Genomic DNA, 15,094 nt, shown 5'->3' on the forward strand with positions numbered 1-15,094 from the left:
GCAGCAAGTTTTCGCATACCCCACATTCAGATACTAACGAATTAGCTATATTTACTGGCAAAACTAACCGAACATGCATTTTTTAAGTTTTACCTGGGATTCAGACGGAATACTCTTCAACATCGGATCCTTTCCCCTTCGCTATTACAGCCTGATGTTCATCATCGCTTTTTCTATAGGTTTCTACATCATGAAACGCATATACGAGAATGAGAACGTCTCAGTAGAAAAGCTGGACCCGTTATTTATATATACCGTGGTGGCTACCCTGCTGGGCGCACGGCTCGGCCACTTCATTTTCTACGAACCAGAAGTATTCCTTGAAGACCCTTTAAGCGTATTCCTCCCCTTTGAATTCACCCCTAGCTTCCGCTTTACCGGATTCCAGGGACTTGCGAGCCACGGAGCCGCCATAGGGATCATCATCGCCATGTATCTCTACAGCAAAAAGGTCATACAGAAGCCAATGATCTGGATCCTGGACCGCATCGTGATCCCCGTAGCCATAGGAGGTATTTTTGTGCGTTTAGGCAACTTCTTCAACTCTGAGATCGTTGGAAAACCTACGAACAGCGATTGGGGCGTTATTTTTGCACGCCTGGGCGAGAATTTCCCAAGACATCCTGCACAACTTTACGAAGCTTTCGGATACCTGATCGTGTTCATCGTACTGTGGAGGATATACTGGAAAACCGACAAAAAAGATCAACCGGGATATATTTTCGGACTCTTCCTGGTATTGCTATGGACCGTGCGTTTTATCGCAGAATTCTACAAGCGCTCTCAGGGCGGATTCGAATCGGCTTTAGGCACCTTCACAACAGGACAGTGGCTGAGCATCCCGTTCATTATTGCCGGTTTCTATTTTATGTTCAGAAAAAGAAAACATGTGGCGTAATCTACTCACAGCCGTATTGCTGATGGCTCTTATGAGCTGCAAACAAAAGGATCAAAACACGATCACAGAGACCAAAGTAAGCTTCAGGCAGGAGGCTGCCGGAGCGATCTACAGAGGCGACACCCTTATTGTAGGAAGCCTTAAGATCGAAATAGCCGACACCCCTTTCGAACGCCAAACCGGACTTATGTACCGGGAAAGCATGGAAAAAGACCAGGGCATGTGGTTCGTTTTCGAAGAGGAAGCTCCAAGGTACTTCTACATGAAGAACACCCTGATCCCCCTGGACCTGCTCTATGCCGACAAGAACAAAAAGATCGTAAGCATCATCAGGAACGCACAGCCCTTAAACAAGGCCTCCTTACCCTCACAATACCCCGCCATGTATGTACTGGAACTCAATGGCGGCAGTGCAGACCGTTGGGACATCCGGGTGAACGATAGCATCAGTATCATTCCATAAACTGTCTGAACAAGCTTTTTCTTACCTTAGGACGGAAAATCCTAAAATAATGAAACTGCATTTTACCTGTGTATTATTAATATCGTGGTTTGCTGCATCTGCGCAAAGCCCCTCCCACACCTGGAAAGGAACACTAAACTTTAGTGGTCGCTCCCTGCAGTTACATTTCGAACTGCCTGTACCGAATGATTCCTCCGCAACGCTTAGCGTACCCGCACAGGGCCTGGTGCGCTACCCGGCAAGCAACACCACCATAAGTAAGGATTCGATAAGACTGCATTTCGATGCACTGGGGATAGAGGTAAACGGCGCCTTTACGAACGACAGCATTATAAATGCACGTTTTCTGCAAAACAATATGTCCTTTCCGCTAACCTTGAACAAAAGCACGGATGCCAGACTGCTTTTGCGCCCTCAAAACCCAAAACCTCCATTTCCCTATATTAGCCGGGATGTGAGTTTCACAAATAAGGAGGCCAATATAACACTCAAAGGCACGTTTAGCGTGCCTCATGGCAACACCCCTTTCCCAGCCGTTGTGCTCATAAGCGGCAGTGGCCCGCAAGACAGGGATGCAACCATAGCAGGTCACCAATGGTTCGCTGTGTTAGCCGACCAGCTTACAAGGGCCGGGATCGCTGTTTTGCGTTATGACGACAGAGGCATCGGCGCCTCTGAAGGAAATTTTGATCAGGCTACCACAACAGACTTTGCAACCGACGCTCATGCCGCCCTGGCATGGTTAAAAGAACAACCGGAAACAGCAACAGGCCATGTGGGATACGCAGGCCATAGCGAAGGTGGCCTCGTTGCCCTTATTGCCGCAAACCACATCGAAAAACCCGACTTCCTGATCCTCCTGGCTACCCCTGTAACACAAGGCAATGAATTCATGCTGGAACAAAAGCGGGACGTTGAAACCGCAATGGGCATACCCGAACCGGCAGTGACTGCCTCAAACCAATTATTCCGCAAACTTTATACAACCCTAATGAACATGGATGGCGATCGGGAAGAAAGAAAAACCACGATCATCAAAGAACTGGAAGAACTCACCAAAAACGCCCTTTCAGCATCACAATCTGCCCAACTGGCCAATACATTAAGTACAGACTGGATGACAGCATTATTAAAGACAAAGCCTGAATACTACATCACCGGCCTGAGTATGCCTGTACTCGCACTTTACGGATCTAAAGATATCCAGGTAAACGCCAAAACTCACAGCACCAAACTTTGCTCCTTGTTACCGGAAAAGATCAAGGCACATTCCCAGGTAAAAAACCTTGAAGGCCTCAACCATCTATTCCAACCCGCGACAACCGGATTACCCGAAGAATACGCTACGATCACAACCACCTTATCCCCTGATATCGTGCATTTTATCGAAAAATGGGTCGCAAAACGTTAAAATTTGCATCCGGTCGATAGAGTTATTAACAGGCTATATACCAGCACATTAAGACATAACAACAACTCTTCATCGTTGATTTACAGCACTTTAACCTATTTTGTTTAACTAAATTTACCTTAATCAAGCCCCTGATGTACGGCCCGGGTTGTTAATAACCCTAAGCTATTGACTATCAACACTATTTGGCTGTTTGCCATTTATAATTATATTTGGACGGAAATCTAACTTGTTAAACATGAGACTTATACGAGCAGCCCTAAGAGAATTAACCGATCTCGAGCTCGCCTATTTTGCGACCTACACCGCCCCTAAACTCACTCCAGAAACCCGGCAGAAGATCTGGCACTATTTAAAAGAAAGAAACTTAAACAAGATCAAGGCCAAGGCTTTGATCGAATTACACGAGTGCAAAACCACAGAGCAGGAAGGACCTCAGTGTCCGCGATGCAACACAGCGCAAACCACAATAAGCGAACAAAAGATATCAAGCACCTCAACCTGGCTTACCTATAACGACCTGGTAGCCGATCAATCAAAGAACAAAACCTCATACTGGTCTGTTGAACCAAAGAAATGTGTGATCTGTGAAACCACAGTAAACCGAAGCACCCTGCCGCAACCTTCGGTACAGGGCGTTCGTGTATTCACCAATTCACTACGATCCTAGCTCCAATTATTTAACGTGTTAATTTCGGGGTACAAAAAAAGCCATCTGATCATTCAGATGGCTTTTTTCTATATATAAGCTTTTAACGCTTTATTCGTCTTTCTTGGCACTAATACCTTTAGACTTCAACGTATCATACATCACAGGAGTTGCAATAAAGAGGGATGAATACGTACCCACGATCACACCAATGATCATTGCGAACATAAATCCTCTAAGCGACTCTCCTCCGAAGATAAAGATAGCAAGAAGTACTACGATGGTTGTAAGCGAGGTATTGAGCGTACGGCTCAGGGTGCTGTTAAGCGCCTCGTTCACGTTATCACCACCTCTCCAGCCTTTCTCACTGATCACCTCACGAATACGGTCAAATACAACCACGGTGTCGTTAAGCGAGTAACCAATTACGGTCAGGATGGCCGCAATAAAGGCCTGATCGATCTCCATGTTGAACGGCATAATGCTTGAGAATGCAGAGAAGATCCCCAATACGATAACCACATCGTGGAATACCGCTGTAACCGCTCCAAGAGAGAACTGCCACTTACTGAATCGTAAAAGGATATAGAGGAATACGATGGCGAGAGATCCGAGGATCGCCCAAACCGCGTTCTTCTTAATATCATCGGCAATGGTTGGTCCAACCTTGATCGCCTGAACAATACCCAAGGTCTTCCCTTCACCACCAGGAATAAATTCCTCGTAAGTGAATCCATCAGGAAGGTGCTTTTGCAGGGCCGTGAACATAGCGTTCTGGATCTCTTCGTCTACTGCAGATCCTTCCTCGTCTACTTTGAACTTGGTAGTTACCTTCACCTGGTTTGGATCACCATAGGTTTTTACCTCAGCAGTTCCAAGAGAAGCAGACAGATCGTTAGCGATCTCTGCAGGATTCACAGGATCAACAAAACGAACGGTATAAGAACGTCCCCCTACAAAGTCAACCCCACCTTCAAGTCCTTTGGTAAAGAGCAATACAGCACTTACAAGAACCAGGATAGCAGAGATCACATAAGAAACCTTACGCTTAGACAGGAAGTCAATGTTCATGTTCGCAAAGAGATTCTTAGTCGCTGCAGTAAAGAAGTCAAGACGCTTACTACCACTCTTAAGATACCACTCGATAAGCAATCTTGTAACGAAGATAGCCGTGAAGAGTGAAGTTGCAATACCGATCAAAAGCGTTGTTGCAAATCCTTGAATAGGACCGGTTCCGAACAACAAGAGAATGATAGCGGTAAGACCAGTAGTGATATTCGCATCAAGAATAGAAGATAACGCATTGCTGAAACCATCCTCGATGGCCTGCTTCTGTCCTTTACCTTTTTTCACTTCTTCTTTAACACGCTCGAAGATCAGTACGTTCGCATCTACCGACATACCAATGGTAAGCACGATACCCGCGATACCGGGAAGGGTAAGAACCGCTCCGAGTCCGGCAAGAACACCGAAGATCAATACAATGTTAAATACCAGGGCGATATCGGCAAAGATACCTGCTTTCCCGTAATAGAACACCATCCACACCAACACCAATACCATGGCGATAAGGAAGGAGGTCATACCACTGTTGATCGCTTCTTCTGCAAGCGATGGTCCAACCACATCAGATTGGATAATATCTGCAGAGGCAGGAAGTTTACCTGCTCTCAGAACGTTAGCAAGGTCATCGGCCTCTTCCAGAGAAAAGTCTCCTGAGATCTCTGAGTTTCCTCCTGAGATCGCTCCTTTTGAAACTCCCGGCGCAGAATACACTACATTATCAAGAACGATAGCGATATTTCCACCTTCGCGGAACGCTTTCCCGGTAAGTTCCTCCCATAGTTTTGCGCCACGGGTATTCATTTGCATACTTACTGCAGGACGACCTGCGATATCGAAAGATTGAGCAGCATCAGTGATCACATCACCATTCATAGCCGGCTCGTTAGCTCTGTTACTTTTAAGAGCGTAAAGATTAACTACCTCAGCATTCTTAGCAGGAATACCCCAGGCGAACTTAGCGTATTGCAGCGAAGCAGGACGCAGTGCTCTTACCTCAGGCATATTCAAATACGAAGAGAACTTAGCAGTATCTTTAATAGCTACGGTAGCGATCATTGGTGATCCCTGGAATCCGGGAGCAGCAATAAGCTCGAATAGCGGATTGTTCTGGGTAGCAATATCAAGAGAATCCTGACCTGCATCAGAAAGCAGCGAATCGATCTCCGATACCTCTTCCTGAGCCTCAGGAGCTTCTGTTTCTACAAGATCAACAAGCGTATTATTGGCAGCGATCAGGAAGTTCGTAACCTCTTCGGTCTTGAACGTTTCCCAAAACTCCAGCTGTGCTGTACTTTGAAGCAGGTTCTTAACACGCTCAACGTTCTTAGCTCCCGGAAGCTCCACAAGGATACGTCCTGAAGTTCCAAGACGCTGAATGTTTGGCTGGGTAACGCCAAACTTATCGATACGCTTACGCAATACCTCGAACGCAGAAACGATAGATTCGTCAATTTTTCTTCTGATGATCGGCTTCACTTCCTCATTGGTCATCTGGAAGTTGATCTCTTCAGACAATGCTTTGTTGGCAAAGATATCGGGGGAAGCTAGTTTGGTAGAACCGTTGGCTACCGCTTCGAACTCCTGGAAGAACAGCTCAACGTAATCGTCCTGGCTGTCTTTCGAAGCCTCGTCGGCACGTGCCAGCGCTTCGTTAAAAACGGGGTCTTTGGTATTATCGGCTAAACCTTTGAGGATGTCTTTAACAGAGATCTGAAGGATCGCATTGATACCTCCTTTAAGGTCAAGACCTTTGTTCAGTTCTTTATCCTTTACATCGCTGTAGGTATAATCGGCAACACCCAGGCTGAACACCTCCTGATTAGACACCGAATCCAAATACCTCGATTCAATAACCTCTCGCTTTGCTACGTAGTCTTCCTCTGTATCCGGAACACTGCTAATAGCATAAGCTTCGGCCTCATTTTCCACCTTGTTTGCTACGAAGGTAAAAGACAGCTGATAAATGCTGACTAAACCGAACAAAATAGCAAAAAGTCTGATAAGTCCTTTGTTCTGCATTCTAAAATTATTTTATGGTCAATTCTTTCAAACGGCCAAATATAGCATTTACCATATGAAGAAACAATTATTTTTAAAGGGATTTAAAACATGCAAAACCCTGCTAAAACAAAGGGTTTAACAGGGTTGAGTATGAATTAGTTAAGACTTCTTATGTAGCCTAAGCTTCTAAAAGCGCATTGGTTTTTCTTACACCCTCAGCACTTTCTGACAGTTTTTGTTTTTCTTTCTCATCGAGTTCGATCTCAACGATCTTCTCAATACCGTTACGACCTATGAGAACAGGCGCTCCGATACAGATATCTTTAAGTCCGTATTCGCCGTTCAATTTAACAGAACAAGGGAACATTTTCTTCTGATCGCATGCAATAGCCTGAACCAAAGCAGAAACCGCAGCACCTGGCGCATACCATGCACTGGTACCTAAAAGCTTGGTCAGGGTAGCCCCTCCAACCTTGGTATCTTCTTTCACCTGCTCCAGACGCTCTTCACTAAGGAATTCTGATACAGGAACAGAGTTTCTGGTTGCTAAACGGGTCAATGGCAGCATCCCGGTATCACTGTGTCCGCCGATCACCATGCCGTCAACATCAGAGATCGGTGCCTCCAGAGCTTCAGCCAGACGGTATTTAAAACGTGCACTATCGAGTGCTCCCCCCATACCGATGATACGGTGCTCAGGAAGTCCTGATACCTTATGCGTAAGATAGGTCATGGTATCCATCGGGTTACTTACCACGATAAGGATCACATCAGGAGAATGCTTTACAAGGTTCGTAGCCACATCTTTTACGATCCCGGCATTGATCCCGATAAGCTCTTCACGGGTCATCCCCGGCTTTCTTGGAATACCACTGGTGATCACTGCGATATCACTTCCGGCAGTTTTTGAATAGTCGGAGGTTGATCCGGTGATCTTTGTATCGAAACCGTTCAGAGAGGCTGTCTGCATGAGGTCCATAGCCTTTCCTTCTGCCAGTCCTTCCTTAATATCAAGGATCACGACCTCTGAAGCAAAATCTTTAATAGCAATATACTCGGCACAACTCGCTCCTACGGCACCTGCACCTACTACTGTTACTTTCATATAAAATATATTATTGTTTAACGTGAATTTTCAACTCCTACAAATCTAATAATATTTGATACAACAACCTGCTACAATCCAGAGAAAACCCGGATAGCCTATAGCAGCTTCCTCCTCATCTTATTCAGGTAGAAACGGTAATCCGGACCTTTTCGCTAACCAACCTCCCCCATACAACAGAAGCACACACAAACAAACTGACCTTAATCATTGATTTACAATCCTTTATAGTTTAATATTAAACTTGATCATCATCAAAAAAAGACCAACCATCATGTATTCACACAAGAAGATCATACCATTAATGGTCTTGTTCACGCTCATCGCATCAGGACTCATGGCTCAAATCAACGAAAATGCCTCGAGCTTTCCCACTTCCCCATACACCCCGGACTACGCTCTCCCAACTATACCAACATATCGCATCTACAACCCCAACCCTCACGTAGTTTTTTCAGAGATCACTGGCGACAGACCTGAAACAATGAAAAACGCACAACCACAGGACAGCCTGAGCTTTGAAGAATGGAACCGCAAAAACAGTCGGTCGTCGCTGATCATCTCAGGGACTATGATAGCGACAGGCGCTATCCTGATCTCCGTAAATGAAAATTTTAACAATGTAAGGCAACGGTATCAGCCCAATTTTGAAGACCCCACCGACGATTATATTCAATACGCGCCGATCGCAGCGATTTACGCCATGAATGCCCTGGGCTATAAAGGCCGCCACAACATTCCCCGATACACCTTGAACTTCGCCACTACGGGGATAGTCATGCTGGCAGGAATACAAGGGCTAAAATCGGTTATCGACATCACCAGACCGGACGACTCTTCAGACAATTCCTGGCCATCAGGACACACCGCCACGGCTTTTATGGCCGCCCATATGCTCAACAAGGAATACGGATACAAGAATCCGTACATTCCCATTGCCGGGTATACCATAGCCACGACCGTGGGAGCCATGCGCCAACTTAACAACCGGCACTGGTTTTCAGACACCGTGGCGGGTGCAGGATTTGGGATCGGGCTCACAGAACTCGGTTACTACCTCTCTGATCTGATCTTTAAGGATTATGGGGTAAATGAAATGGAGATAAAGGTGAAAGAACCTAATTATGAAAAACCGTCTTTCTTTGGCTCTAAACTGGGATACGCCAAGCTCCTCAGTGAACTTTCCGGCCCGGCAAAACAGATCTTTGGCGACGATGGCTTCCAGATCAATGTCGATGGCCACTATATGTTCAATCCGTATGTTGGAGTGGCCGCCTCCCTGCAATTCGCGAGCTTCCCTTTAAAAGAAGAAGCCACCGTACCCTACCCCACCACCAACATTGAGTCTAATGCCATAGGGGTGTCCACCCTGGCCGCAGGTCCCAGCTTCGGGTATCCGTTTAGTGAAAGCCTCCTTTTACAAGGCAAGGTACTTTTTGGTTATGCCCGGTCTACAGAGGCCAGCTTTATCATTGACACTGAAACCCAAACCGACCTGCTTTATGCCGATGTTGAAGAAGGGTCGGACTTTTCGATCATTGGCGGACTCATGCTCACCAAGATCATTAATAAGCGAATGGGGCTTGGACTCTTTACCGAATACACCAAGACCAATCCAAAGGCAGACATCACCATCCTGGACGACATCCCCGAAAACGGAGAGGCCTCCTACACCACGCAGAAGGCCCCTTTGAATTTTGAATATTTAAGTTTTGGCATCAGCTTCAATGTGATGCTCTGGTAATCGTTTTTGCATACCCAGGATCTACCTGAAACCAAAGTTCACCCCAACAGAAAAGCTGTCGAACTCAGCAAAGGTATAATCGGCGTTAAAACGAAAGAATGCAAGCTTAAGCTTTGCTCCCAGTGTCGCTCTTACTCCACCAACTTCACTTGATACCGAAAACGGATCCACGATATCTTCTGTCACCAGGTTACCATCGGTCACACGATAGGTTCCCAAAACATCAGATTCTGATGTTCCGGAAATATATCCCAGAGCACCGTAAAAATTGATCACCGGTAACTTCGTACTTACGATCCCCTGGAACAACCATGTTGACGTATTGTTTTCCAGTCGCTGGTTCTCACCCTCGATCCCGGAAGAAGCGGTGAAATCATAAGACCCGTTAAGACTTGTATAGGCCACCAATCCGGATATCGCCACAGGAAGCAGCTTATCTGCCGGCAACCATTTGGTAAATTCATGTTGCAATCCCACACCATACAATTGAGTAGTCACCTCATCAAAGGTTACCTCAGGTACAAAACGCACTTTTAGCTCTGTACCTTTAACAAGACCAACAGCAGCCTGAATAAAAGCTGAAGGAATAAACTTTGAGGCGTCGCCAATACCGTTCGGGAGGGTTACCTCAACGGTTTGGTCCCCAAATATAGGGTCGTCATAGGTGAGCACCACATCGATCGGCGTATCATTCTCTCCCAATGCCGTTGCTACCATTTTTGAAGCAGACCCGTCAGAGAAGGTGATATTTTCATAGTCGGCAACATTCATGGTAAACTCACGGTGAGAATCTTTGATCAGGGCACCATTTCCGATCACCGAGATCTCAAAACCAAGGAAAGGCTTTACATCGGCGGTATTAAACCATCCATTGTTCATACTGTACATGAGTCCGTTGGTTCCCGGAGCGAGATAGTCGTTAGCAAAACGCTCGGCGTCATCGACACCTGCAGCCAGGATCACATCAAAATCGTTTTGGGCCTGGAGCAGCGAAGTGAGCCCCAGAAAGCATATAAGCAGGATCTTTTTCATGAATTGAAGATTTTAAGATTTAAAAGGTCCTACAAAAAAAAGAAAACTCCCTTAAAAAAGGGAGTTTTCTAGTGAAAATATATGTTATTTCTTACGCGTCGATATTGGCGTAAATAGCATTCTTCTCAATAAATTCTCTTCGTGGCGGAACTTCATCCCCCATAAGCATAGAGAAGATACGATCGGCTTCACTACCATTATCAATGGTTACCTGCCTCAGGGTTCTGAACTCAGGATTCATGGTGGTATCCCACAACTGCTCTGCGTTCATCTCTCCAAGACCCTTATAACGCTGGATATTCACACTGCCGCCAAACTGCTCTGCCAGGTCATCACGCTCTTTGTCATTCCAGGCATACTCCTTCTTATTCCCTTTTTTAACAAGGTATAAAGGTGGAGTCGCAATATACACATAGCCGTTCTCGATAAGCTCCTTCATATAGCGGAAGAAGAAGGTAAGGATCAGAGTAGCAATGTGAGAACCATCGACATCCGCATCACACATGATCACGATCTTGTGGTAACGCAGTTTAGACATGTTCAGCGCCTTGCTATCTTCTTCAGTACCAATGGTCACTCCAAGAGCAGTAAAGATATTTCTGATCTCCTCATTCTCAAACACCTTATGAGACATCGCCTTCTCTACGTTCAGGATCTTACCTCTCAACGGAAGGATGGCCTGGAAGTTACGGTCACGACCTTGTTTCGCCGTACCCCCTGCAGAGTCTCCCTCGACGAGGAATACTTCACATTTCTCCGGATCCTGCTCCGAACAATCGGAAAGTTTCCCGGGAAGTCCGGCACCACTCATTACGGTTTTACGCTGCACCATCTCACGAGCCTTGCGCGCTGCGTGACGGGCCTGTGCCGCGAGGATCACCTTTTGCACGATGGTCTTGGCATCGTTCGGATGCTCTTCGAGATAGTTCTCCAACATTTCAGAAACCGCCTGAGAAACTGCAGAGGTTACCTCTCTGTTCCCCAGCTTGGTCTTGGTTTGTCCTTCGAACTGCGGCTCAGCAACTTTAACCGAAACTATAGCTGTTAGTCCTTCACGGAAATCATCTCCAGCGATCTCGAACTTCAGCTTATCCAGCAGCCCCGAGTTATCGGCATACTTCTTCAGGGTAGTGGTAAGACCTCTACGGAAACCTGAAAGGTGGGTACCTCCTTCGTGGGTGTTGATATTATTTACATAAGAATGGAGATTCTCGTTAAAAGAGGTATTGTAGATCATCGCCACCTCTACCGGAATTCCGTTTTTCTCTCCTTCCATAGAGATCACCTCTTCAATAAGCGGCTCTCTGTTTCCGTCGAGAAATTTGATAAATTCCTTCAATCCTTCCTCAGAGTAGAACTCTTCTCCCAGGAATTCTCCTTTCTCATCGGTATTCCTTCTGTCGGTAAGGGTAATTCTGATCCCTTTATTAAGAAAAGCCAATTCCCGCATTCTGCTGGCCAACGTATCGTAATTGTACTCCAGCGTTTGCTTGAAGATCTCCGGATCCGGCTTAAAGGTCACCACAGTACCTCTCTGATCGGTCTCTCCAACCGATTTAACAGGATACTGGGTTTTTCCTCTTTTATACTCCTGTTCCCAAACGGTACCATCGCGGAATACGGTAGCTTTAAGGTGTTCTGAAAGTGCGTTAACACAAGACACCCCTACTCCGTGTAATCCACCGGAAACCTTATAGGAATCTTTATCAAACTTACCTCCGGCACCGATCTTGGTCATTACAACCTCCAGGGCAGAGATCCCCTCTTTCTTGTGGATATCCACAGGGATCCCCCTACCGTTATCTTCTACAGTAACGGAATTATCTTCATTAATGATCACACTGATGGTGTCACAGTGACCGGCCAGGGCTTCATCAATAGAGTTATCCACCACCTCATAAACCAGGTGATGAAGACCTCTAACTCCCACATCTCCAATATACATGGAAGGTCGCATACGTACGTGCTCCATACCTTCCAGCGCCTGAATGCTGTCGGCCGAGTACTGTTTCTTATTAAGTTCTTCGCTCATAAACTTTTAAGATATTAGGTCGTTCTGTCAAACAGACAAATATAACAAAACGGGGGTAAAACGAGGGGTAACATACCCTTTTAACGGGTCAAGTTATCAACATTAATTGTGAAAAAAAGGGAGCATTTGCCCCCTTCTTCACTAATCACTCTATTTTAAGTACGCCGAATCATTTTACATATGCTTCTTCGTGAACGAAAGCCACTGCTCTACCGCTTGGATCGTTCATGTTTTTGAATGCCGCATCCCACTCCAGGGCCACGGGAGTACTACAGGCAACAGAAGGCACTGAAGGGACGCTGAGAGCAGCGGCATCAGAAGGAAAGTGCTCCTCAAAAACACTCCTGTAGAAATACTCCTCCTTACTCGTAGGCGGCTGGACCGGAAAACGATAAGCTGCATTGGCCATTTGCTCATCGGTAACGTGCTCTTCGACCACTGCTTTAAGGGTATCGATCCAACTATATCCCACCCCATCAGAAAACTGCTCCTTTTGCCTCCAGGCCACGCTTTCCGGCAGGTAATCTTCAAAAGCCTTTCTGATAAGCCATTTCTCCATACGCTCCCCGTTGATCATCTTATCCTGCGGATTCATGCGCATGGCCACATCCATAAACTCTTTATCCAGGAAAGGCACCCTTCCCTCAACTCCCCAGGAAGCGAGGGATTTATTGGCACGAAGACAATCGTACATATGCAGTTTATCCAGTTTTCTCACAGTCTCCTCGTGAAAGTCCTTTGCGGTTGGCGCTTTGTGAAAGTAGAGATACCCTCCGAAAAGCTCATCGGCCCCTTCGCCCGACAGGACCATTTTGATCCCCATGGAGCGAATAACCCTCGCCATAAGATACATCGGGGTCGAAGCCCTCACCGTGGTCACATCATAGGTTTCTAACTGGTAGATCACATCCCTAAGCGCGTCAAGCCCTTCCTGAAGCGTGAATACGATCTCGTGGTGCACAGTTCCGATATGATCCGCCACCTTTCGGGCGGCTTTAAGATCAGGCGAACCTTCCAGACCAACAGAAAAGGAATGCAAACGAGGCCACCAGGCTTCACTGGTATCGTCGCTCTCCACCCGTTTGGAAGCATATTTTTTAGCGATGGCTGAAGTCACCGAAGAATCGAGTCCGCCGGAAAGCAACACTCCATAAGGCACATCACTCATTAACTGCCGGTGCACTGCAGCCTCAAGGGCTTCACGCAACTCATCGATACTGCTTTGATTCTCCTTCACCGCCTCGTAGTCCATCCAATCCCTATCGTACCAGCGCTCGAATGTTCCGCTCTCCGAAGTCAGAAAATGCCCCGGAGGAAACAATTCTATGGTAGTGCACACCCCTTCCAGAGCCTTTAATTCTGAAGCCACATAGAAGGTGCCATGCTTATCGCGGCCGGTATACAAGGGAATGATCCCCATATGATCCCGGCATATTACATACATATCCTTTTGTGTGTCGTATAGTGCAAAGGCAAACATCCCGTTGAGGCGATCGACAAAATCGACCCCGTACTTTTGGTAAAGCGCCAGGATCACCTCGCAGTCGGATTCTGTTCTGAAATCATACTCGCCTTCAAACTCCTTACGCAACTCACGGTGGTTATAGATCTCCCCGTTTACTGCAAGAACTACTGTTTCATCCCGGCTAAGCAAAGGTTGTTTCCCGGAGGCGGGATCCACAATAGCCAAACGCTCGTGCACCATGATCACCTTTTCATTACTGTAAACCCCACTCCAGTCGGGCCCGCGATGACGAACTTTTTTAGACATATCCAACAACTGTGGCCTTAACACTTCTGCCTGTTGCTTTAATTCAAATGCACATACAATTCCACACATAAGGTTGATTTTTATTTTAAATACAAACCAAAAATGACTTTTATTATATCAAATTAAAACACTAAAATAGTTTTTGGCTTCAATTTAAAAAATTACACATTGTAATAAACCCAAACTGAAACCTCGAGGCGTGCAAATACGCGGGATTCGCAACGATCTGTAAGAGAAACGATGTAATTGCATGAACATCCGGGATATTTTTTCACAATAAATAAGGAATAAAGAACGTTTTCGTAGTTTTAGCTTCAAATAAAAATTATCCAACATCATGATCAAACACGTATTAACGGCATTTATCTTTACAGTACTTACAGGAATAAGTACAGAGCTTAGCGCTCAGGAATTCAGCGGACTCGATAAGAGCCCCGCAGACATCGCATATTATCGTCCATCGAGAGGGGCTGCACCGATGATGAAGGTGGTATATTCAAGACCACAATTAAAAGGCAGACAAATTGGGGTAGACCTGGCTCGCTATGGCGAGGTATGGAGAACCGGTGCCAACGAGGCTACCGAAATTCGCTTTTACCAGGATATGATGCTGGGTGACCAGACCGTACCTGCAGGTACCTACACCCTTTTCACGATCCCGGGGAAAGAAGAGTGGACCATCATCCTGAACAAGGACATCGATGTATGGGGTGCTTATAGTTATGATGAAGAAAACGATGCTGTTCGCTTCAACGTCCCTTCAGGAAAAGGCGAAAAGTCGCTTGACGCTCTATCTATGACTTTTACTCCTGAGGAAAATGGCGCTAACCTGCACATGGGATGGGGTAAGGTTCGCGTAACCGTTCCATTTACCGTTGTAGAATAATGCGATCAACACCTACGAACTTAAAAGGCGCCCTTGT

At 46.1% G+C, this 15,094-nt stretch carries 11 protein-coding genes; 6 read left to right on the forward strand and 5 right to left on the reverse strand.

All coding sequences use genetic code 11. The annotated features are described in order from the left end of the window. The first annotated feature begins 73 nt into the window (after positions 1–73). From lgt to IS446_RS07330, 4 genes are all read left to right on the forward strand, one after another. Positions 74–898 (forward strand): prolipoprotein diacylglyceryl transferase, encoded by an 825-nt coding sequence (gene lgt, locus IS446_RS07315; RefSeq protein ID WP_203059371.1) that lies wholly within the window; start codon positions 74–76, stop codon positions 896–898. Continuing rightward, positions 888–1,361, forward strand: coding sequence for a DUF192 domain-containing protein (locus tag IS446_RS07320; RefSeq protein ID WP_203059373.1), 474 nt, complete (start codon positions 888–890; stop codon positions 1,359–1,361). The genes lgt and IS446_RS07320 overlap by 11 nt, the downstream gene beginning before the upstream one ends. A 49-nt stretch (positions 1,362–1,410) precedes the next feature. Further along, complete coding sequence (locus IS446_RS07325; RefSeq protein ID WP_203059374.1) at positions 1,411–2,772, forward strand: alpha/beta hydrolase family protein; 1,362 nt, start codon at positions 1,411–1,413, stop codon at positions 2,770–2,772. Between the two features lie 238 nt (positions 2,773–3,010). Beyond that, complete coding sequence (locus IS446_RS07330) at positions 3,011–3,442, forward strand: hypothetical protein (protein ID WP_203059376.1); 432 nt, start codon at positions 3,011–3,013, stop codon at positions 3,440–3,442. A 90-nt stretch (positions 3,443–3,532) separates the two neighbouring features. On the opposite strand, the gene secDF is transcribed toward IS446_RS07330, so the two are convergent. Both secDF and mdh read right to left on the reverse strand, forming a co-directional pair. Beyond that, a complete protein-coding gene (secDF, locus tag IS446_RS07335; RefSeq protein ID WP_203059378.1) occupies positions 3,533–6,505 on the reverse strand; it encodes a protein translocase subunit SecDF in 2,973 nt (990 codons plus the stop codon). Positions 6,506–6,665: 160 nt separating this feature from the next. Further along, a complete protein-coding gene (gene mdh, locus IS446_RS07340; protein WP_203059380.1) occupies positions 6,666–7,592 on the reverse strand; it encodes a malate dehydrogenase in 927 nt (308 codons plus the stop codon). Positions 7,593–7,866: 274 nt separating this feature from the next. Here mdh and IS446_RS07345 point away from each other — a divergent pair, with 274 nt between their 5' ends. Then, positions 7,867–9,336 (forward strand): phosphatase PAP2 family protein, encoded by a 1,470-nt coding sequence (locus IS446_RS07345; RefSeq protein WP_203059381.1) that lies wholly within the window; start codon positions 7,867–7,869, stop codon positions 9,334–9,336. A 21-nt stretch (positions 9,337–9,357) separates the two neighbouring features. Here the strand turns inward: IS446_RS07345 and IS446_RS07350 are convergent, their stop codons facing one another. The 3 genes from IS446_RS07350 to asnB form a co-directional block, all read right to left on the reverse strand. Beyond that, a complete protein-coding gene (locus IS446_RS07350) occupies positions 9,358–10,368 on the reverse strand; it encodes a DUF6588 family protein (RefSeq protein ID WP_203059382.1) in 1,011 nt (336 codons plus the stop codon). A 91-nt stretch (positions 10,369–10,459) separates the two neighbouring features. Next, positions 10,460–12,400: a DNA topoisomerase (ATP-hydrolyzing) subunit B gene (gene gyrB, locus IS446_RS07355; RefSeq protein WP_203059383.1), complete on the reverse strand. Its 1,941-nt coding sequence runs from the start codon at positions 12,398–12,400 to the stop codon at positions 10,460–10,462. Positions 12,401–12,569: 169 nt separating this feature from the next. Next, positions 12,570–14,240, reverse strand: coding sequence for an asparagine synthase B (gene asnB / locus IS446_RS07360; RefSeq protein ID WP_203059384.1), 1,671 nt, complete (start codon positions 14,238–14,240; stop codon positions 12,570–12,572). A gap of 268 nt (positions 14,241–14,508) precedes the next feature. Here asnB and IS446_RS07365 point away from each other — a divergent pair, with 268 nt between their 5' ends. Beyond that, a complete protein-coding gene (locus IS446_RS07365) occupies positions 14,509–15,057 on the forward strand; it encodes a DUF2911 domain-containing protein (protein WP_203059385.1) in 549 nt (182 codons plus the stop codon). Positions 15,058–15,094: the final 37 nt, after the last annotated feature.

It is taken from the genome of Robertkochia sediminum, from assembly GCF_016786255.1.
Classification (GTDB): Bacteria; Bacteroidota; Bacteroidia; order Flavobacteriales; family Flavobacteriaceae; genus Robertkochia; species Robertkochia sediminum.

What these genes read in the sequence shown, in the direction of transcription:
- IS446_RS07325 (WP_203059374.1), top strand. Translation starts at nt 1,411, where the DNA reads ATGAAACTGCATTTTACCTGTGTATTATTAATATCGTGGTTTGCTGCA.
- IS446_RS07345 (WP_203059381.1), top strand. Translation starts at nt 7,867, where the DNA reads ATGTATTCACACAAGAAGATCATACCATTAATGGTCTTGTTCACGCTC.
- lgt (WP_203059371.1), top strand. Translation starts at nt 74, where the DNA reads ATGCATTTTTTAAGTTTTACCTGGGATTCAGACGGAATACTCTTCAAC.
- IS446_RS07350 (WP_203059382.1), bottom strand. Translation starts at nt 10,368, where the DNA reads ATGAAAAAGATCCTGCTTATATGCTTTCTGGGGCTCACTTCGCTGCTC.
- mdh (WP_203059380.1), bottom strand. Translation starts at nt 7,592, where the DNA reads ATGAAAGTAACAGTAGTAGGTGCAGGTGCCGTAGGAGCGAGTTGTGCC.
- secDF (WP_203059378.1), bottom strand. Translation starts at nt 6,505, where the DNA reads ATGCAGAACAAAGGACTTATCAGACTTTTTGCTATTTTGTTCGGTTTA.
- IS446_RS07320 (WP_203059373.1), top strand. Translation starts at nt 888, where the DNA reads ATGTGGCGTAATCTACTCACAGCCGTATTGCTGATGGCTCTTATGAGC.
- gyrB (WP_203059383.1), bottom strand. Translation starts at nt 12,400, where the DNA reads ATGAGCGAAGAACTTAATAAGAAACAGTACTCGGCCGACAGCATTCAG.
- IS446_RS07330 (WP_203059376.1), top strand. Translation starts at nt 3,011, where the DNA reads ATGAGACTTATACGAGCAGCCCTAAGAGAATTAACCGATCTCGAGCTC.
- asnB (WP_203059384.1), bottom strand. Translation starts at nt 14,240, where the DNA reads ATGTGTGGAATTGTATGTGCATTTGAATTAAAGCAACAGGCAGAAGTG.
- IS446_RS07365 (WP_203059385.1), top strand. Translation starts at nt 14,509, where the DNA reads ATGATCAAACACGTATTAACGGCATTTATCTTTACAGTACTTACAGGA.